The sequence below is a fragment of the Brevibacterium sp. LS14 genome (assembly GCF_012027885.1).
GTDB lineage: Bacteria > Actinomycetota > Actinomycetes > Actinomycetales > Brevibacteriaceae > Brevibacterium > Brevibacterium casei.
Genome location: NZ_SJXG01000047.1, coordinates 117,047 through 135,403 on the forward strand (window position 1 = coordinate 117,047; position 18,357 = coordinate 135,403).

The following is an 18,357-nucleotide window of genomic DNA, read 5'->3' on the forward strand; positions in this document are numbered from 1 at the left end:
GACGGGGAGGAACGTGCGGGGGCGGCTCAGCGGGCGGCGAGGGCGTTGAAGTCCTCGGGGTGGCAGCCGCAGCTGGTGCCGATGTGGAGCTGGTGGGGGCAGATGACCGTGCGGGCGGGGGTGCCCGGTTCCGTGATGCGTTCGAGGAGGACGCGGAAGGCGGTCGTCGCCATCTCGACGACGGGTTGGACGATCGTGGTCAGCCCGAGCAGCGGTGAGCGCGAGCGGGCGAGCCCGTCGCTGCCGACGACGATGAGCTCGCCCGGGATGTCGATGCCGTTGACGACCGCGTGCTCGATGACGCCGAGCGCGACCTCGTCGGAGCCGCAGACGATGGCCTCGGGTCGGTCGTCGGGATCGGCGAGGAGCTCTTCGGCGGCGATTCGCCCGCCGCCCCGGTGCAGGCGGGTGCTCACGCGCCATCGCCCGGGGACGGGGACGTCGTGCGCGGCCGCGGTGTCGATGAACGCCGCTTCCCTCGTCGCCGAGGCGGTGGAGAAGCGCGGGCCGATGACGGTGGCGACCTTCGTGACTCCGTGTCCGAGGACGTGGCCCATGAGTTCGCTGGCGGCCTGGGCGTCGTCGATGCCGATGAAGCTCGCATCGGCATGTTCGACGGTGCGGGAGAGGTTGACGACGGGGATCCGGGCCGCGCCGAGAGTGCCGTGGATCCGCGCGTCGAGGCGCATCCCGCCGGTCGAGATCACCCCGTCGACGTTGCGGGCGGCCATCGACGCGGCGACGTGGGCGAGGCGTTCGGGGTCGTCGCCGGTCGTCGAGACGAAGACGTCGAACCCCTCTTCGGCGGCGGCGTCGATGATCGCCTGCGCCCAGTGCATGTGCATGTAGTTGAGCATCGAGGGAACGATGAGTCCGACGACGCGGGTGAGGGAGCGGTTGTGCTTCGCCGCCGTCAGCGGCGACCGGTATCCGAGCTCGTTGGCGGTTTCGATGACATGGCGGCGCACGACCGGCGAGACGCCGGGCTTGCCGTTGAAGACGTAGCTGACGGTGGCTGTGGAGACTCCGCAGGCGCGTGCCACCTGAGCCACTGAGACCCGCGGTCTGGGCTTGCCCGTCGACTGTTCCTGATGCATCGTCGCGTCCTTCACGTCCTTGTGGAGTTCGAACTCATTGCGCAGTCCGAACACTGCCATTGGACGACTGGAACGGTTCGTTAAGCAACGTTAAGTCGAGGCGGTCTCCTCCGTCTACGCCTCCGTGTCCTCCCGCGCCCGGGACGTGTACCGCGCTTTCGCGCGTCGGGGAACGACGACGACGGGCACCGGCGAGTTCTGGAGGATCCTCGTCGCATGGCTGCCGAGCGACACCCGCTTGAGCGTGCCGAGACCGGAGGACCCGAGCATCATCACCTCGGGGTCCTCCCAGCCGATGCTCGTCAGCGCTGCCGCCCAGCTGGGTCCCGTGCCGATCGCCACCTCGGTCTCCCCGGGGCGGATGTCGAGTTCGTCGATCGAGCAGAGGATCCGGTCGGTGTCGCGGCGCACGACCCGCGTCCACTCGTCGACGATGCCCGCCTCGACGTCGCGTCCGATGCTCGCCGCCGAGAGCACCCGGGACCGGGGGGCGAAGGAGGCGATGCGGAAGGGGATTCCGGATTCCGCGGAGACCATCGCGGCTCCGAGGATGAGGTCCGCCGAGGTGGACGACCCGCTGTAGGCGGCGGTGATCCGTTTGAGCTTCGCCCCCGCCGAGGCGGTGAATCCCTCGGGCGCGAGGACGACGGGGAGTTCGGCGCTGTGGAGGAGTCCGGTCGAGACCGATCCCAGGGTGATCCGGCCGTCCCGACCGTCGTCGGCGGAGCCGACGACGAGGCGGTACGCGTCGACGCGTCGGCTGACCTCGAGCAGCCCCCGCCGCGACGAGCGGGCCGGGTGGACGATGTAGGTCGCCTCGATGTCATCGGGAACGAGCGCCCGCACCTGCTCAAGCGACGCCTCGGCGACGGTGTGGACATACGACTGGAATTCCGCGTCGATCTTGTCCCGGTTCGGCGGCCACGCCGTCGAACTCACGGACACGAGAGTGAGCGTCTTCGCGTACGAGCGGGCGAGGACGACTCCGAGCTCGACGGCTGAGGTGTCGTCCTGACCGGGGGCGACGCCGACGACGATGGTCATGACCGTCCTCCCGTGGGGTCGGTGGTGCCGCGTTCGGCTGCGGCCTGCTGCTTGCCGAGGACCGAGTTCCTTCGGCCGAAGACGAGGTAGAGGCCGATGATGGCCGCAGTCCAGACGACGAAGACGACGATCGTGATCGGCCGCAGGCTGCTGATGATCCACAGGCAGCCGAGGATCGAGAGGATCGGCAGGACCGGGTAGAACGGGACCTTGAAGCCGCGCTCGAGGTTCGGTTCGCGCACGCGGAGGATGATGACGGCGAGCGAGACGACGACGAAGGCGACGAGGGTGCCGATGCTCGTCATCTCGGCGAGGAAGTTGAGCGGGATGAACCCGGCGAGGATCGCGATGACGACCGTGACGACGATCGTGCCCTTGACGGGGGTGAGCGTGCGGGGGTTGACGTCCTGGAAGAGCTTGGGCATCATCCCGTCGCGCGACATCGTGAAGAGGATGCGGCTCTGACCGTAGATCGAGACGAGGGTGACGCTGAAGATCGAGATCACGGCGCCCGCGGCGACGACGGTGCCCGGCCAGGTCGAGCCGACGATGTTCTCGAGGATCGCCGAGAGGCCGGCGTCCTGCCCTTCGAACTCCTCCCACGGCTGAGCGCCGAGCGCGGCGACGGCGACGAGGACGTAGACGGAGGTGATGATGAGGAGCGCGAAGATCAGGGCCTTGGGCATCGTCTTCTTCGGGTTCTTCGTCTCATCGCCTGCGGTCGCGACGGCGTCCATGCCGACGTAGCTGAAGAAGATGAGGCCGGCACCGGCGACGACCCCGGAGAATCCGAAGGGGGCGAAGTTCGCGAAGTTGTCGGAGTTCCAGCCGGTGAGGCCGACGACGATGAAGAAGACGAGGACGCCGACCTTGATGCACACCATGATGGTGTTGACGACGACCGATTCCCCGGTGCCGCGGACGAGGAGGAAGCAGCACATCGCGAGGAGGAGGATCGCCGGGAGATTGACGATGCCGCCCTCCTCGGGGGCGTAGGCGAGGGCGTCGGGGATCTGGAAGCCGAAGAGGTTGAAGAGGAGCTGGTTGACGTACTGCGACCAGCCGACGGCGACGGCCGCTCCGGCGACGCCGTATTCGAGGAGCAGGCAGGCGGCCACGCCCATCGCGGGGAGTTCGCCGAGGGTGGCGTAGGCGTATGAGTAGGACGAGCCGGAGACGGGGACGCTGCCGGCGAGTTCGGCATAGCAGATGACCGCGAGACCGGCGACGACGCCGGCGATGACGAACGACCAGATGACCGCTGGCCCGGCGACGGGCACCGATTCGGAGAGGATGAAGAAGATGCCGGTGCCGATGGTCGATCCGACGCCGATCATCGTCAGGGAGAAGAGACCGATCGTGCGCTTGAGGTCGCTTGCCGCCTCCTCGCTGTCACGAGGCACCGGTTTGACCCGGAAGAGCTGCTGTCTGAGGGTTGCCATGACTGTCCTTCCCGACATCATCGTCTTCGGCCAGACCGTGCAAGCGGCCGAATCGGGGATTCAATTCGCCGCACCCTGCACGTCGTCTACGGTGACCCTACTGCACCATGGTTCAACAAGCGAGACGGGACGGCGAAATTCCCCGGATTGTGTCTCGCTCTCCGTGTGTCGCGGGTGGGTCAGTGCTGGGCCCGGGTATTGCGATAGTGCCGCAACGCCTTGTCGCGCCCCCCGCACATGCTCATCGAACACCAGCGCCGGCTCCGGTTGCGGGTGGTGTCGATGAAGAGCCACCGGCAGCCGGGGCACGATTTGACCCGGTCGAGGCGAGAGCCGGTGAGCTCGTCGATCGCCGATTCGGCGAAGAGCGCCGTGAGCGAATCCGCATCCCAGACATCGGGCCACTCCCGCGCGACCCCGGTCGTGGTGGGACCGTAGCCATATCGCGACAGCCCAGATGCATGGGCGTCGGTGACCACCTGGAGACCCTCTGCGGGAACCGCGTTGCCTTCTGCGACGGCGGCGAAGACGGCGAACACCGACTCTCGGAACGATCGCAGGTCGGCGAGCTCCTCGCCCGTCAACTCTCGCACCGGCCCCAGCCCGAGAGACACTGCCCACGCGCGGGCAGTGTCTTCGTCACCGAGCCAGTCCCGATCCCCACCCTCGATGCGGTCGGGCACCGAGTTCACCAGCTCGAAGCACTGGGCATTGCCGACATGCTCGAAGTCCATACATCGACTTTACCACCTATCGACTCTTGACTGGTGATGTTCGACGATGAAGACTTAACCTACAAACAAGTTTTAGGTGGTTAGAATGCGTGCATCGTTCCGCTGGCTCTGGACCAGCGCAGGCACCGCCAACCTCGGCGACGGAATCACCGTCATCGCGCTCCCCCTCATCGCCCTCGCCGCGGATGCGCCCCCGGGGCACGTCGCCCTCGTCACCGTGGCTGCGACGATTGCGTGGCCGATCTTCGGCCTGCACGCAGGCTGGATTGTCGACACGGTCTCCCCGGCGAAGCTGCTCATCGCCGTCAACGCCATGCGGGTCCTCGCGCTCACCGCTCTTCTCATCGCCATCGCCGCCGACTTCGCGGTCTACGCGTTCACCATCGCCGCCGCGTTCGCCTACGGGCTCGCGGAGACCCTCGTCGACACCGCCCTCATCGCCACGGTTCCTCGAACGGTCGACCCCGGGCGGCTCACTGCAGCCAACAGCAGACTGGAGGCGACGATCAATGTCGCCAACCAGCTCGCCGGGCCTCCGCTGGCCGGCCTCCTCATCGGACTCTCGAGTCTTGCGGCCGCCGCCTCCGGAGCGGGGCTCTACGCCATGTCGGCGCTGGCCGCAGTCGGGCTCGCACTCACACTCCAGCGCGGCGGGAACCCCGGTCGGGAATCCGGCGCAGCACTCCCACTTCGAGTTCGCGAGGGCATGCGCTTCCTCTGGAACCATCGGCTGCAGCGCGAACTCACGCTGCTCACCGCAGCCATGAGTGTGGTCTGGGGAGCTTGGACGTCGACGTTCGTCCTCTACGCCGTGGCGCCCGGCCCACTGGGTCTGTCGCCGGAAGCGTACGGCCTGCTCCTCACGGGCATGGCCGTCGGCGGGATCGCCGCCTCGATGCTCACCTTCCGCCTCGAGCGCCTGCTCTCCCCCGCCGTACTGCTCTTCGTCGACACGGTCGGGACGGTGGGTCTCGTCCTCCCCGCGGCCCTCGGTGCCCCGGTGCCCGTCATCGCAGTCGGCATCATTCTCGCGGGATCAGGGGCGACGGTCTGGCGGATCATCGTCGCCATCGTCCGCCAGCAGGCGACGCCGCCTGATCTCCTCGGGCGCGTCTACTCGGCGTCGCGCGTCATCAGCTGGGGAGCGCTGCCGCTCGGTGCGAGCCTGGCTGCCGTCGGCGTGACCACTCTCGGCATGCAGCCCGTCCTGTGGATCGCCAGCGGTGTCGCCGTCGCCGTCTCCCTGTGGTTCGCTGCGCGTCTGCCGATGACCGCGCCCCTCATCAACGCCGCCGCCAGCGAGGCCGACGGGAACGGCTAGGGACTTTTATTCAACCAAACGGTTGACTAGGTGACTCGACGGGTCTATCGTCGTAATCAACCAACAGGTTGAATGAGAGAGGGGGGCTCAGTGGACGATCAGCTCTCGAAGGTGTTCGCGGCACTCGCGGACCCGACCCGCAGGGACATCGTCGCCCGGCTCAGCGTCGCCGACGCGACCGTCGGCGACCTCGCCGAACCCTACGAGGTCAGCCTGCAGGCCGTGTCGAAGCACCTCAAGGTCCTCGAGGACGCGGGACTCGTCACCCGCAGCCGGGACGCCCAGCGCCGACCGGTGCACCTCGAGGACAACGTCTTCGACCTCATGACGAAATGGATCGAACGGTACCGACGCCAGGCGGAATCCCGCTATCAGCGCCTCGATGCCGTCCTCGAAGCGATGGACGCGGACGAGGACGGTTCGGCACCCGACTCAGGGGCCGCCTCGGCGAGGGAAGTCGGCACTTCGGCACAACCCACACCACCCATCACAGGGCAATCACGCAAAGGAGCATGACATGACCACCGACACCGATCACAGCCAGGTGAAGCTCGACGTTCCGGAGGGAACCCAGTCGCTCGAGATCACCCGCGATTTCAACGCGAGCCCCGACAAAGTGTTCCGCGCGCATATGGATCCGGAGCTCTTCGTCAAGTGGAACGGGCCCGAGGAGATCACGAACACAATCCGCGAATGGGACCCGAAGACCGGTGGGAACTGGAGCTACGTCTCCCGCGACGACAACGGCGAGTACGGCTTCTTCGGCTCCTTCCACGAGGTCCGCGAGAACGAGCGCATCGTCCAGACCTTCACCTTCGAAGGCTTCCCCGACGCGGTCAACCTCGAGATCATGACGCTGACCGACCTCGGCGACGGACGGACACGGCTGTCCTCGACGGCGATCTTCGACTCGGTCGAGTCCCGGGACGGCATGGTCGCCGCGGGCATGGAGTCCGGCATCGTCGAGGGGTACAACAAGCTCGACGCCCTCCTCGCCGAAGGCGTGTGAGGCCGGGGACCGGCCTTGGCTGGGGACCGCCCGCACCCAGCCGGCGGTCCCCATCTGTACGCGCCTAGTCGGCGGTCTCGGCCATCATCGCGAAGTACGCGTCGCGGCTGCGACCGACGTGCTCACCCATGAGCTCGGCGGCTGTCGCCTCCTGACCGGCGTCGATGGCGGCGAGGATCGCGCGGTGCTCAGGCCAGGCCCTCGAGCCGCGGCGGCTGACGTTGAGCGAGTAGAGCCATTCGATCTTCCCCGAGATCTGCCGCAGCAGGCTAATGAGCGAGAGGCTGCCGCTGAGCTCGGCGATGGCGAAGTGGAACCGCATGTTGAGCACGGCGAGCTCCTCGAACCGCCCATCGGCGATGACGACCTCACCGGCCTTGAGGATGTCGTTGATCTCCTTGCGCACCGCTCGCCAGCGCGGATCGGGCTCCTCACCGTCGGCGAGGGCGGCCGCGCGCTTCGCCGCCCGTCTGGCGGTCGCGGATTCGAGGACGATGCGGATCTCGAAGAGGTCCTCGGCGTCCTCGATCGGCGACGACGCGACGACGCTGCCGACGTAGGGTCGGGATTCGACGAGCCCCTCGGCTTCGAGCGAGCGCAGCGCCTCTCGGACGGGGATCCGGGAGACCGCGTACTGCTTGGCCAGCGCCGTCTCCCGCAGCTTCGTCCCGGGGGCGAGGACACCGGAGATGATGTCGGAGCGGATGCGCGCCCCGACTGCGTGCATCGGCATCATCGCCCCGCCGCGTAGCCCTGGGCACCGCGCGGGTTGGCCGCGGCGGCCAGCGTCCCGGTCTCCGGTTCGCGTGTCACGCACGAGAGTCGTCCGAGCTCCCAGTCACCCGCCCGCGTCACCTCGTGACCGCGTCGGCTCAGCCCCTCGATGACCTCATCGCCGAGGCGGTCCTCGACGACGGCTCCGGCCGGCACCCAGGTGCGGGGCCAGAACGAACCGGCCAGGGCGGTCGTATGCAGCGCCGGGGCGTCGATCGCCTGTTGCGGAGCGTAGCCGCCGACGAGCATGCGGAGGATCATGAGCAGCTGCCACTGCTCCTGCTGGTCACCGCCTGGCGAGCCGAGTGCGATGACCGGCTGCCCGTTCTTCGAGATGAGTGTCGGCGTCAGGGTGGTGCGTGGCCTCCTGCCTGGTCGCAGTGCCGACGGGGAGGTCTCGTCGAGCCACATCATCTGCAGGCGGGTGCCGAGGCAGAAGCCGAGATCGGGCACGACGGGCGAGGACTGCAGCCATCCTCCCGACGGCGTCGCCGAGATGATGTTGCCCCACCGGTCGACGACGTCGATGTGGCACGTGTCGCCGTTGTTCGTGCCGTTCTTCTGCACGGTCGGTTCGCCGATGCCCGCCTTGATGAGCTCCTCCTTGTCCGCCCCCTCGGGCACGAGCGGAGGAGTGAAGACCGGGGCGTCGCCGTTCCTGTCGGGCCCGGGCCGGAACTCGTCCGAGGCAGTGTCGGCGATGAGCGCTCGCCGGCTCGCGGCGTAGTCCTCGCTGAGCAGCCAGTCGAGGTCGACGTCGGCGTCGCCGTAGTAGGCGTCGCGGTCGGCCATTGCGAGTTTGAGAGCCTCGAGGATCGTGTGGGCCCCGATCTCGGTCGAGGGGTCAAGGCGCTCGTCGTCGAAGCCCTCGAGGATGCGCAGGGTCTGGAGCAGCGCCGGTCCCTGTCCCCACGGGCCGATCTTCGCGATCTCGTACCCGCGGAAGGTGATCGTCACCGGGGTCTCGAACTCGGCGTCGAAGCCTGACATGTCGTCCACGGTGATGACCCCGGCGTGGTCCCCTCCGGTCGAGTGCCGGTGCGGGGTCGTGACGAACTCCGCGATCGCCTCGGCGACGAACCCGGACTTCCACGCCGTCCGTGCGGCCCGGATCCGCTCGACCCGAGCATCCCCGGAACCCTGCGTTTCGCTGCCGCTGTCGGCGGCGTCGGTCCCTGCAGCACCAGCACCGGCCACGTCGTCACCGGCGGCGATGAGGCGGCGGAGCACCTCGGCGTAGGGGCGGTTGACGATGATCTCCCCGGCCGCGGGGATGCGGCCGCCGGGCATCCACAGCTGCGCCGAGGTCGGCCAGTGCTCGGTGAAGAGCTCCTGCACGCGTTCGATTGTGCCGACGACGCGGGCGAGGACGGGGTGGCCGTTCTCCGCGTAGTCGATGGCGTAGGCGAGGACATCGGCGAGCTCCCAGGTCCCGTGCTCCTGAAGGAGGAGAAGCCACGCGTCGACGGAGCCGGGGACGGCTGCGGCGAGCGCTCCGGCGCCGGGGACCATGTCGAGGCCCTCGCTGCGGTAGTGCTCGATCGTCGCCCCGGCCGGGGCGGGACCCTGACCCATGAGGATCTGGGGGTGGGAGGGATCCTCGGCGGTCGCAAAAACCCCGGTCATGTCCCCGCCGGGGCCGTTGAGGTGGGGTTCGACGACATGGAGGACGAAGGCGCCGGCGACGGCGGCGTCGAAGGCGTTCCCGCCGCGTTCGAGGACGGACTGCGCCGAGGCGGTCGCGAGCCAGTGCGTCGATGCCGACATCCCGAAGTGGCCCTCCAGGGTGGGGCGGGTGGTGAAAGCGGCCGGCGGCGTGTACGCCATGTCAGTGTCCTTTCATCGAGTTGGGGTCGAGGGCGTCGCAGATATTGCATACAATCTAACGTGTACTCACTGTTTTGTATACAAACAAACCCTGCTGTCCGAGTCGGACGGTCGGACCGCTGCGAAAGGGGGGGCCGCGATGGATCGCCGTCTCGACCTGGCCATGCTCCTCGTGCTCACCTTCTCCACCGGGATGGTCGACGCGATCGGCTACCTCGGCTTCGACAAGATCTTCACCGCGAACATGACGGGCAACGTCGTCATCCTCGGCATGGCGCTCACCGGCGCGGACGACCTGCCGGTGCTGCGGCCTGCGCTCGCGCTCGCCTTCTTCATGGTCGGCGCGGCGATCGGCGGTCGCGTCCTCGGTCAGCGCGGAGCGGACTGGCACCACCGCACGACGGTGATCTTCGCCCTCGTCGCGCTCGGCTGCGCGGGCCTCGCGGTCTACGTCGGCCTCGTCCCGAACCCGGAGATCGGGCTCGCGGGAACGGTCTTCACCTCGGCGCTCTCCGCGCTCATGGGAGTGCAGGCGGCCGCAGCGAGGCGGATGAAGATCGCCGACATCACCACCGTCGTCGTCACCTCGACGATCGTCGGCCTCGCCTCGGACTCGCGGCTGGCCGGCGGCGACAGCACGAACTGGGTGCGTCGCGTCCTAGCCGTCGCTCTCATCCTCGTCGGTGCCCTCGCCGGTGCCGCCTCCCTGCTCATCAATCAGTGGATCGGCATCGCGATCGTCGCCGTCATCATCGCCGTCGCCGCATTCATCGGTCACCGCGGGATGCATCGCCGCACACTCGCCGAGGCGGCCACCACTCCCGCCGACGCCCGTGCCTGACCAGCGTCGCTCCCCGGTCAGGGCCCCCGCCCAGGGCCTCCCCGCTCGATCCACGCCGCGCGTGAAATCCGCGTCGCCCGAGACGCGGAATTCAGGCCCCGCGTGGATCGGCAGCCGGCCGCGTCGCGAGCACGTCGATTTTCGAGCCCCGCGTGGATCGAGCGGGGAACCCGGCCCGGCAGCCGCCCGACTCCAACACGTTTCGAGGACGCTGAGTGTCGATTCTGAGGTCGCGGATCGACACTGCGCGTCCTTAGGTCCGTTCGGCGGCGGCGCGGACGGCGCGGCGACGCGGGCGGCGCGGGCGGTGCGCACCACCTGCGCCTCCTCAGCACTCGGGTCTCACCCGCGCAGGCGGGTCATCTCCGGGTCGTAGAGCGGTTCGGCCGTGACGGTGGCGGGCACTCGGCGGCCGAAGTACTCGATCTCGACAGCGTCGCCGACGCCCAAAGTGTTCGGCAGCCACGCGTAGGCGATCGCCTTCCCGATCGTGTACCCGTACGCCGCCGAGGTGACGTACCCGTCCGCCCGAGTCGCGGAGTCCTCGGATCCGCCGTTCGCCTCGGCGCTCGCGTCCTTCGACGCGCCGTCCGCGACGTACACAGGTTCCTTGCCGAGCACGATGTCGCTCGGCTCGTCGAGGGTGAGGCACGTGAGCCTCTTCGTCGTTCCCGCCGCCCGATCGGCGAGCGCCGCCTTGCCGACGAAGTCGTCGGTCTTCGAGGCCTTGACGGCGAACCCGAGACCGGCCTGCTCCGGTTCGTGCTCGCTCGTCATGTCGGTGCCGAATGACCGGAACCCTTTCTCGAGCCGCAGCGAGTTGAATGCCTCGCGGCCGGCGGCGATGATCCCGAACTCCTGCCCAGCCTCCCAGAGCACATCCCAGAGCCTGTGTCCGAGATCCGCCGAGGTGTAGAGCTCCCAACCGAGTTCCCCGACGTAGGACAGGCGCATCGCCGTGACGGGGATGCCCGCGACCGAGATCTGCTTCGTCCGGAAGTACTTGAGTCCCTCGTCACTGAGGTCGTCGTCGCTCACGGCGGCGATGACGTCGCGGGCGCGCGGTCCCCACAGCCCGATGCAGCATGTGCCCGGGGTCGTCTCCCGCACGGTCACCCACTGGCTTGGGTCCTCCTCGGTCTGCCGCTTGGCCGCCCTGGTGATGTAGGCGAGGTCGATGTTGCTGTTCGCTCCCACCTGGTAGGTCTCCTCGTCGAGGATCGCCACGGTGATGTCCGAGGTGATCCCGCCCGCCTCGTCGAGCAGCAGCGTGTAGCTCACCGCCCCCGGTTTGCGCAGCATCGACGACGTCGTCAGCCCGTGGAGCAGCCGGCCGGCGCCGGGACCCTTGACCTCGAAGCGCTTGAGCTGGGTCATGTCGTACATCGCGACGTTGGTCCGCGTCTTCCACGCCTCGACCGCGGCGATGGGCGAATGGAACTGGTTCGCCCAGTCGTCGCGCTCGGGAGCCCGCCATTCCTCGGGCAGCTCGTCGAGCAGTGCGGCGTTCGCCTCGTACCAGTGCGGGCGCTCCCATCCCGCGGCCTCGAGGAAGAACGCGCCGAGCTCCCGCTGCTGGGCATTGAACGGGCTCATCCGCACATCGCGGGGCGAGACCCTGGGCTGGAGCGGGTGGAGGACATCGTAGATCTCGCGGAAGTTCTGCTGCGAGGTCTCGCTGACGTACTCGGGAGCCGTCTGGATGTCTTCGAACCGATTGAGGTCGAGGCCCGAGAGGTCGGTCTCGGAGTGGCCGTGCGCGATGAGCTCGGCGACGGCCTTCGCGACACCTGCGGCATGGGTGACCCACACCGCCTCGGCGACGAAGAAGCCGTCGACGTTCCGGGACTGCCCGACCAACGATCCGCCGTCAGGGGTGAAGGAGAAGATCCCATTGAATCCGCGCTGGATCTGCGTCTGCGCGAGCTCGGGGAGGATCTCCTGGCTGATCGCCCATTCGCGTTCGAAGTCCTCGGGAGTGAACGTCAGCGACGAGGGCATCCGCTCGTCGGTGATCTCATCGGGCGAATACCGCGGCAGCGTGTCGAGGTCGACGGGCATGGGGCGGTGCGCGTACGAGCCGATGCCGATCCGCTCGCCCCACTCCCGGTAGTAGAGGTCCTCGTCCTGGTAGCGCAGGATCGGGGCGCTCGCCCCCTTCGGCAGCTCGTTCTTGCCGACCAGACTCGGCACCTCCGTCGACCACGCGAACTGGTGGGCCAGGGGCAGCAGCGGGATCGGGGTGTCGGCCATCGCGCCGATCTTCGGGCCCCAGAACCCGGCACACGAGACGACGATGTCGGCGGGAATCCGCTCGTCGCCGGAGTAGACGGCGGAGACCTTCCCTCCCGTGTGGTCGATGCCGGTCACGACCGTGCGGTCGCGGAACTCGACCCCGGCCGCACGTGCCCGTTCGATGACGAGCTGGGTTCCCTGCGCAGCGAGCGCAAGCCCGTCACCGGGGGTGAAGAGCCCGCCGAGGACCTTCTCCGCGTTGAGCATGGGGAACAGCTTCAGGGCCTCCTCGGCGTCGACCACCTCGGCGTCGACACCCCATGACCGGTTCCAGCCGGCCCGCCGCTCAAGGTCGCGGAGGCGTTCGGGGGTCGTGGCGATCTCGAGCCCGCCGACGGGCAGGAACGAGCCGCGTCCGTCCGGTCCGGTGAGCGAGGTGAGCTTCTCGATCGTGTACTGCGCGAACTCCGTCATCGACTTCGACGGATTCGATGAGAAGACGAGGCCCGGAGCGTGCGAGGTCGATCCGCCGGGGATCGTCAGCGGTCCCTGCTCGATGACAAGCGTGTTGGTCCAGCCCAATCGGGCGAGTTCGTCGGCGAGGTTGGCCCCGACGATGCCTGCTCCGATGATGACGACCCGTGGGGAGGGATTCGACACTGGGTTCTCCTTGCTGTGGTGAGGCTGCGATGGAATTGGTAGTGCGCTCAGGCGTCGATGACGAGGTCGGTCTTCGCCGTCGAGCAGCAGGGAAGGAACTTCCCCGCGTCGATCTCGCGGGCACGGATGCCGCCCTGATGGTTCATCTCAACCTCTCCTTCGAGTCTGACGACCTTGCACGAGCCGCACATGCCCTCCTGGCAGTTCGCCCCGATGCGCACCCCGGCCTTCCGGGCCGCGTCGAGGATGACGACGTCCGGGGCGACTCGGACGTTGATCCCCGACCGGAGGAAGGCCATGGTGAGCTCGCCTTCTCCCACGGTAGCGAAGCCGTCCGGGTCTGCGGGTCTCGATTCGCCATCGACTTCGGTCTCCCCTGCCCCCGCCTCGGCGAGGGCGGCTGGGGCGTCGACGGGAACGGCGGCGTCGGCGGGCACGGCCTCGAGCGGGGCACCGACCGTCTCGACGGCGCCGCCGGAGTCGTGCTCGGGTTCGTAGAGGTCGAAGGCGGAAGGCTGCTGCTCGTAGTACTCCTCGGCCGAGGACGCGAACTCCTCCGCGATCTCCCCGGCCAGGGCGACCTCCTCGGCGTATTCGAGGCGGGTGGCACGGTCGCCGGAGAAGAACTCCATGAAGATCGAGGTGTCGTCGACGCCGACGCGGGCGAGGCACTCGGTGGCCGTGTTGAGGTATCCCTCCGGCCCGCACGCGAAGACCTGGCGGCCGTTGGCGTCGGGGACCACCTCGTCGAGGAGATCGGCAGACAGTCGCCCGGCCCTGCCCGTCCACTTCGCACTCCCCTTCTTCGTCGTCTGCTTCCGATCGCCGAGGCAGTAGACGAGCTGGATCCGGAAGTCGGCCTTCTCGAGGAAGTCGAGTTCGTCGGCGAACGCGAAGCGGTCGGGCGCCGAGCCGTGGTAGAGGAGGATGACGTCGGCCTGGCCCGGAAGCGAGTGGACCGTGCGGATCATCGACATCAGCGGGGTGATCCCGGCCCCGGCGGCGAGCAGGAGGTAGCGGGCGCGCCGGTCGTAGTCGGCGAGGTGGAAGGCCCCGACGGGTCCGAGCATCTCGAGCACCGTGCCCGGTCGGATCGACTCGTGCGCCCACGGGGAGACGAGGCCTGCCGGGTCGCGTTTGATCGTCACGGAGAACGTCCACGGTTCGGTCGGGGCGGACGAGATCGAGTAGCTGCGGGACTCCGGCTCCGCCTCGGCACCGTAGATGGGGAAGTCGATGTTCATGTACTGCCCCGACCGGAACGCCAGCGGCGCCCCGTCCATGCGGCGGAAGACGAAGGTCATCATGTCCCCGGCCTCGGGGATCGTCTCGACGCATTCGGCGGTGAACTCCTGGGGATGCCACGGACCGAGCGCGGTCGCGGCCCCGGCCGGTCCCGCCGTCGACCCGAGCACCCGGTTCCACGGCATCTCGAGGCCCCGGATCCGCTGCGCGAGCGGGATCGTGGGGTCGTCGACCACCCTCATTCCACGTGCTCCCGCATCCGGTCGATGTACCAGCCGATGAAGGCCTCGACCTGGTATTCGCTCTTCATGTACGGCCCCTGCTCGTAGAAGGGGCTGCCGGCGCCGGTCTGGCACAGCTCGACGAACGCCTTGTCCTGGAGGTTCGTCTGCTTCCACGTGTGGGTGAGCGTCTCGAGGTCGTAGTCGACGCCTTCGACGGCATCGTCGGCGACGAGCCAGGTCGTGCGCACGAGCGTCTGGTGCGGGTTGATCGGGTACGCCCCGAAGGTGATGACATGATCGCCGAGGAGGTGGAACCAGCTGTTGGGCTGCAGGTGCATCGAGCACCGCCCGAGCCGGAAGTCCGGCAGATCGCCGAGGAGCTTCTTCGACAGCCGGCGACCGTCGGCGGAGAAGGACTCCCCTGCCCCGTCGAGGGACTCCCGGGAGATGCGGATGCCCGCGACCCGGCCGAGATCCTCGATGACCTCGTAGGGCAGACCGTAGCGGCGGCACCGGAACTCCAGCGCCGCCTGCGCGGCCTGGTTGCGCTCCCACACATCGGTCAGATGCGTCGGCACCGTCTCATCGGTCAGCCCCCACGTCGGGAAGAGCGAGCACGCGAGCTCGGGGTGGCCGTCGCAGTGGTAGCACTCGCGGTTGTTCTCCATGACGAGCTTCCAGTTGCCCTCCTCGACGATGGTCTGCTGGTAGGCGACCTTCGTCTTCGCCAGCTCGTGCGGGGCGATGTAGGGGGCGAACAGCTGCGCCACCTCGGCGAAGTCGGTGGGCGGATCCTCGGCGAGGCAGAGGAAGACAAGGCCGGCGACGACCTGCACATGGGCTCGTTTGAGTGCATAGCAGGCCTTGTCGAAGGTCATCTCCCCCGGCGCCGAGGCGTGGATGAGGTCGCCGTCGGGCGAATAGGTCCACGAGTGGTAGCCGCACACGAGGTTGCCCGTCGTGCCCGAGGACTCGGTGAGGACGCGGGCGCCGCGGTGCCGGCAGACGTTGTGGAGGACGTTGACCCCGCCGTCGTCGGTGCGCAGGACGATGAGCGAGTACGGCCCGTAGTCGAGGGTGACGTAGTCGCCGGGTTCGGGGATTTCGGCGACGCTGCACGCGAAGACCCAGTGCTGGGAGAAGATCGCCTGCATGTCGAGGTTGAAGAGGTTCGCGTCGGTGTAGAACGGAGCCTCGAGTGAGAAGCCGGTGCGTCTGGTGTCGAGGAGCAGCCGGATCTCGTCGAGGCGCTCTTCGGTCATCCCTGCGGGGAAGCCCTTCTTCGTCGGTGCCAGATTGGTAGCGGTCAAATTCCCATCTCCCTTGATCCCCTGAGAATGCGCGCGGTCAGGGATGCCGTCTGCTCGTGGTCATCGCTGCCTCCGGCTGCCGGGCACGCCCATCGCCCGATCCCGCCGCGTCGCTGCTGTCACGATAGAACAGCCGAACACTGCGGGAAAAGCGCGAGATTCCGAAGAACAACATGCAGGAAAAGTGCATAATGTGAGCATGATCGATCCGCGTCTCATCACGCTGCGGACCTTCGCCGCCTCGGGCACGATCGCGGCCACCGCCGAACTCACCGGATACTCCCCCTCGGCAGTGTCCGCGCAGCTGCGCGACCTCCAGAATTCGCTGGGGATGACGCTCCTGACCAAGGACGGGCGGGGACTGCGGCTGACCGCGACGGGCAGGTACCTCGTCAGGCGTTCGGACCGGCTGATCTCCGTGTGGGAGGAGATCCGCGCCTCGTCGTTCACCGCCGGGGACCAGGCGCCTTCCCATTTCGGCATCGGCGGCTTCTCGACCGCCTCGGCGAACCTGCTCGCCCCGCTCGCGGCACACCTCCGCAGCACCCATCCCGACGTCAAGGTCCACGTCGTCGAGGCGAGCCCTTCGCGGTGCTTCGACCTCCTCGTCGCCGAGCGCATCGACCTCGCCGTCGTCGTCTCCCCGCAGGGCGACGCCCGGGTCGAGGACGACGCCCGGTTCGAGAAGATGGACCTCCTCGACGACCCGCTCGACGTCATGGTGCCCTCCGATCATCCGGTGGCCGGACTCGATGCGGTCTCGCTGTCCGAGCTCGCAGGCGAGGACTGGATCACCGCGGTGCCGGGCTCGCCGTACCATGCGCTCTTCATCGCCGCGTTCACGGCGGCCGGGGTGACGCCGACGATCTCGCACGAGTCCGTCGAGTGGGAGACCTCGGCCGCACTCGTCGGCGCCGGCGTCGGGGTCAGTCTCGTTCCCCGGCTCGCGAACCTCTCCGGCGAGGACAACGTCACCCGCGTGAGGCTGACGGGAACGGGGCGTCTGAGCAGGAAGATCATCGCGGCCGTGCGCACGGGCAGCCGGGGCTCACCGCTCATCCGCGAATCCCTGCGGCACCTGCGGGCGACCTCGCAGCGGATCCTGGCGACCCGCCTCGGCGAGACGGACTGAGACGCCGGATCTCCGCCCTCGGTATGCCCTTTCGGCCTCGCGTGGGTTCGATTAGCGTGGCAAGCGACGGGGTGTTGACAAACGCTTCCCTGCGCAACGAGACTGACACCACGTCTGATACAAGACTGATATTTCAGGAGGCCGTTCGGCACTCCCGCCGATTTCGCCTCACGATTCCGTCCGAACGGAGACTCAACGATGAGCAACAGGGCAATCAGCTACGCAGGTCCAGGCAAGGTCGAGGTCATCGACACCGACTACCCCGAGTTCGTCCTCAAGGACGGCCCCGGCGTCAATCCCGCCAACGTCGGCCGCAAGGTCGACCACGGCGTCATCCTCAAGACGGTCGCGACGAACATCTGCGGCTCCGATCAGCACATGGTCCGCGGTCGCACCACTGCGCCGGAAGGGCTCGTGCTCGGCCATGAGATCACCGGCGAGGTCGTCGAGGTGGGCCGTGACGTCGAGTTCGTCAAGGTCGGCGACCTCGTCTCCGTGCCCTTCAACATCTCATGCGGCCGCTGCCGCAACTGCAAAGAAGGCAAGACGGGCATCTGCCTCAACGTCAACCCCGACCGGCCCGGATCAGCCTACGGCTACGTCGACATGGGCGGCTGGGTCGGCGGGCAGGCCGAGTACGTGCTCGTGCCCTACGCCGACTGGAACGTGCTGAAGTTCCCGGACAAAGAGCAGGCGATGGAGAAGATCCTCGACCTCACGATGCTCTCGGACATCTTCCCCACCGGTTTCCACGGCGCGGTCGGTGCGGGCGTGCAGGTGGGGTCGACGGTCTACGTCGCCGGTGCCGGTCCCGTCGGACTGGCGGCGGCCACCTCGGCGCTGCTGCTCGGTGCCGCCGTCGTCATCGTCGGCGACCTCAACGAGGACCGGCTCGCGCAGGCTCGCAGCTTCGGCTGCGAGACGGTCGACGTCTCGAAGGGCGATCCGAAGGATCAGATCGAGCAGATCCTCGGCACCCCCGAGGTGGACTGCGGCATCGACGCCGTCGGCTTCGAGGCGCGCGGGCACGGCAAGGATGCCAGCCACGAGGCCCCGGCCACCGTGCTCAACTCGCTCATGGACATCACGCGGGCCGGCGGCAGCCTCGGCATCCCCGGGCTCTACGTCACCGGTGACCCCGGCGCCGTCGACGAGGCGGCGAAGGAGGGGTCGCTGTCGATGCGCTTCGGCCTCGGCTTCGCGAAGTCGCACGTCTTCGTCACCGGCCAGTGCCCGGTGATGAAGTACAACCGCGGCCTCATGCAGGCGATCCTCCACGACAAGGTGTCGATCGCGAAGAACGTCAACGCGACGGCGATCTCGCTCGAGGATGCTCCGCAGGGCTACGCCGACTTCGACTCGGGGGTGGCGAAGAAGTTCGTCCTCGACCCGCACGGCCTCATCCGCGCCTGAGCGGAAAGCCGCGCGCTGAGAGGGCAGCGCCCACACTCATCGAGACCGC

15 protein-coding genes are annotated in these 18,357 nt (G+C 68.2%); 6 read left to right on the top strand and 9 right to left on the bottom strand.

The window, feature by feature from the left end:
- Nucleotides 1-26: 26 nt before the first annotated feature.
- The 4 genes from EZE58_RS08575 to EZE58_RS08590 all read right to left on the bottom strand — a co-directional run bounded on the left by EZE58_RS08575 (nucleotide 27) and on the right by EZE58_RS08590 (nucleotide 4,317).
- Nucleotides 27-1,157 (bottom strand): LacI family DNA-binding transcriptional regulator, encoded by a 1,131-nt coding sequence (locus EZE58_RS08575; protein WP_167560280.1) that lies wholly within the window; start codon nucleotides 1,155-1,157, stop codon nucleotides 27-29.
- 54 nt (nucleotides 1,158-1,211) lie between these two features.
- Nucleotides 1,212-2,141: a universal stress protein gene (locus tag EZE58_RS08580; RefSeq protein ID WP_009380136.1), complete on the bottom strand. Its 930-nt coding sequence runs from the start codon at nucleotides 2,139-2,141 to the stop codon at nucleotides 1,212-1,214.
- Nucleotides 2,138-3,583 carry an amino acid permease gene (locus tag EZE58_RS08585; RefSeq protein WP_095375236.1) on the bottom strand — a complete coding sequence of 482 codons (1,446 nt, stop codon included), beginning with the start codon at nucleotides 3,581-3,583 and terminating at the stop codon, nucleotides 2,138-2,140. The genes EZE58_RS08580 and EZE58_RS08585 overlap by 4 nt, the downstream gene beginning before the upstream one ends.
- Nucleotides 3,584-3,762: 179 nt before the next feature.
- On the bottom strand, nucleotides 3,763-4,317 hold the full coding sequence (locus tag EZE58_RS08590) for an ABATE domain-containing protein (protein ID WP_119296982.1): 555 nt from the start codon (nucleotides 4,315-4,317) through the stop codon (nucleotides 3,763-3,765).
- Nucleotides 4,318-4,402: 85 nt separating this feature from the next.
- Here EZE58_RS08590 and EZE58_RS08595 point away from each other — a divergent pair, with 85 nt between their 5' ends.
- From EZE58_RS08595 to EZE58_RS08605, 3 genes are all read left to right on the top strand, one after another.
- Nucleotides 4,403-5,638, top strand: a complete 1,236-nt coding sequence (locus tag EZE58_RS08595) for an MFS transporter (protein ID WP_009380142.1) — start codon at nucleotides 4,403-4,405, stop codon at nucleotides 5,636-5,638.
- Nucleotides 5,639-5,710: 72 nt separating this feature from the next.
- On the top strand, nucleotides 5,711-6,154 hold the full coding sequence (locus tag EZE58_RS08600; RefSeq protein ID WP_197464151.1) for a metalloregulator ArsR/SmtB family transcription factor: 444 nt from the start codon (nucleotides 5,711-5,713) through the stop codon (nucleotides 6,152-6,154).
- 1 nt (nucleotide 6,155) lies between these two features.
- Nucleotides 6,156-6,647 (top strand): SRPBCC family protein, encoded by a 492-nt coding sequence (locus tag EZE58_RS08605; RefSeq protein ID WP_009380144.1) that lies wholly within the window; start codon nucleotides 6,156-6,158, stop codon nucleotides 6,645-6,647.
- A 64-nt stretch (nucleotides 6,648-6,711) separates the two neighbouring features.
- Here the strand turns inward: EZE58_RS08605 and EZE58_RS08610 are convergent, their stop codons facing one another.
- Nucleotides 6,712-7,374 (bottom strand): GntR family transcriptional regulator, encoded by a 663-nt coding sequence (locus EZE58_RS08610; protein WP_167560282.1) that lies wholly within the window; start codon nucleotides 7,372-7,374, stop codon nucleotides 6,712-6,714.
- Between the two features lie 5 nt (nucleotides 7,375-7,379).
- Entirely contained in the window at nucleotides 7,380-9,248 is a 1,869-nt protein-coding gene (locus EZE58_RS08615; protein WP_009380146.1) for a gamma-glutamyltransferase, read from the bottom strand.
- Nucleotides 9,249-9,387: 139 nt separating this feature from the next.
- Between EZE58_RS08615 and EZE58_RS08620 the strand changes: the two genes are divergently transcribed.
- Nucleotides 9,388-10,089, top strand: a complete 702-nt coding sequence (locus EZE58_RS08620; RefSeq protein ID WP_063248710.1) for a YoaK family protein — start codon at nucleotides 9,388-9,390, stop codon at nucleotides 10,087-10,089.
- A gap of 342 nt (nucleotides 10,090-10,431) precedes the next feature.
- On the opposite strand, the gene EZE58_RS08625 is transcribed toward EZE58_RS08620, so the two are convergent.
- Genes EZE58_RS08625 through EZE58_RS08635 form a run of 3 tightly spaced genes read right to left on the bottom strand, consistent with a single transcriptional unit; the run spans nucleotide 10,432 to nucleotide 15,715 of the window.
- The gene (locus tag EZE58_RS08625) at nucleotides 10,432-12,984 is read right to left on the bottom strand and encodes an FAD-dependent oxidoreductase (RefSeq protein WP_167560284.1); all 2,553 of its coding nucleotides are present in this window, start codon (nucleotides 12,982-12,984) and stop codon (nucleotides 10,432-10,434) included.
- A gap of 47 nt (nucleotides 12,985-13,031) precedes the next feature.
- Nucleotides 13,032-14,471, bottom strand: coding sequence for an iron-sulfur cluster-binding domain-containing protein (locus EZE58_RS08630; protein ID WP_167560286.1), 1,440 nt, complete (start codon nucleotides 14,469-14,471; stop codon nucleotides 13,032-13,034).
- On the bottom strand, nucleotides 14,468-15,715 hold the full coding sequence (locus tag EZE58_RS08635; protein ID WP_167560344.1) for an aromatic ring-hydroxylating dioxygenase subunit alpha: 1,248 nt from the start codon (nucleotides 15,713-15,715) through the stop codon (nucleotides 14,468-14,470). Before EZE58_RS08635 ends, EZE58_RS08630 begins: the two co-directional genes overlap by 4 nt.
- 247 nt (nucleotides 15,716-15,962) lie before the next feature.
- Here EZE58_RS08635 and EZE58_RS08640 point away from each other — a divergent pair, with 247 nt between their 5' ends.
- Both EZE58_RS08640 and fdhA read left to right on the top strand, forming a co-directional pair.
- Nucleotides 15,963-16,895, top strand: coding sequence for a LysR family transcriptional regulator (locus EZE58_RS08640; protein WP_167560288.1), 933 nt, complete (start codon nucleotides 15,963-15,965; stop codon nucleotides 16,893-16,895).
- 198 nt (nucleotides 16,896-17,093) lie between these two features.
- Nucleotides 17,094-18,308, top strand: a complete 1,215-nt coding sequence (fdhA, locus tag EZE58_RS08645) for a formaldehyde dehydrogenase, glutathione-independent (protein WP_009380155.1) — start codon at nucleotides 17,094-17,096, stop codon at nucleotides 18,306-18,308.
- Nucleotides 18,309-18,357 lie beyond the last annotated feature (49 nt).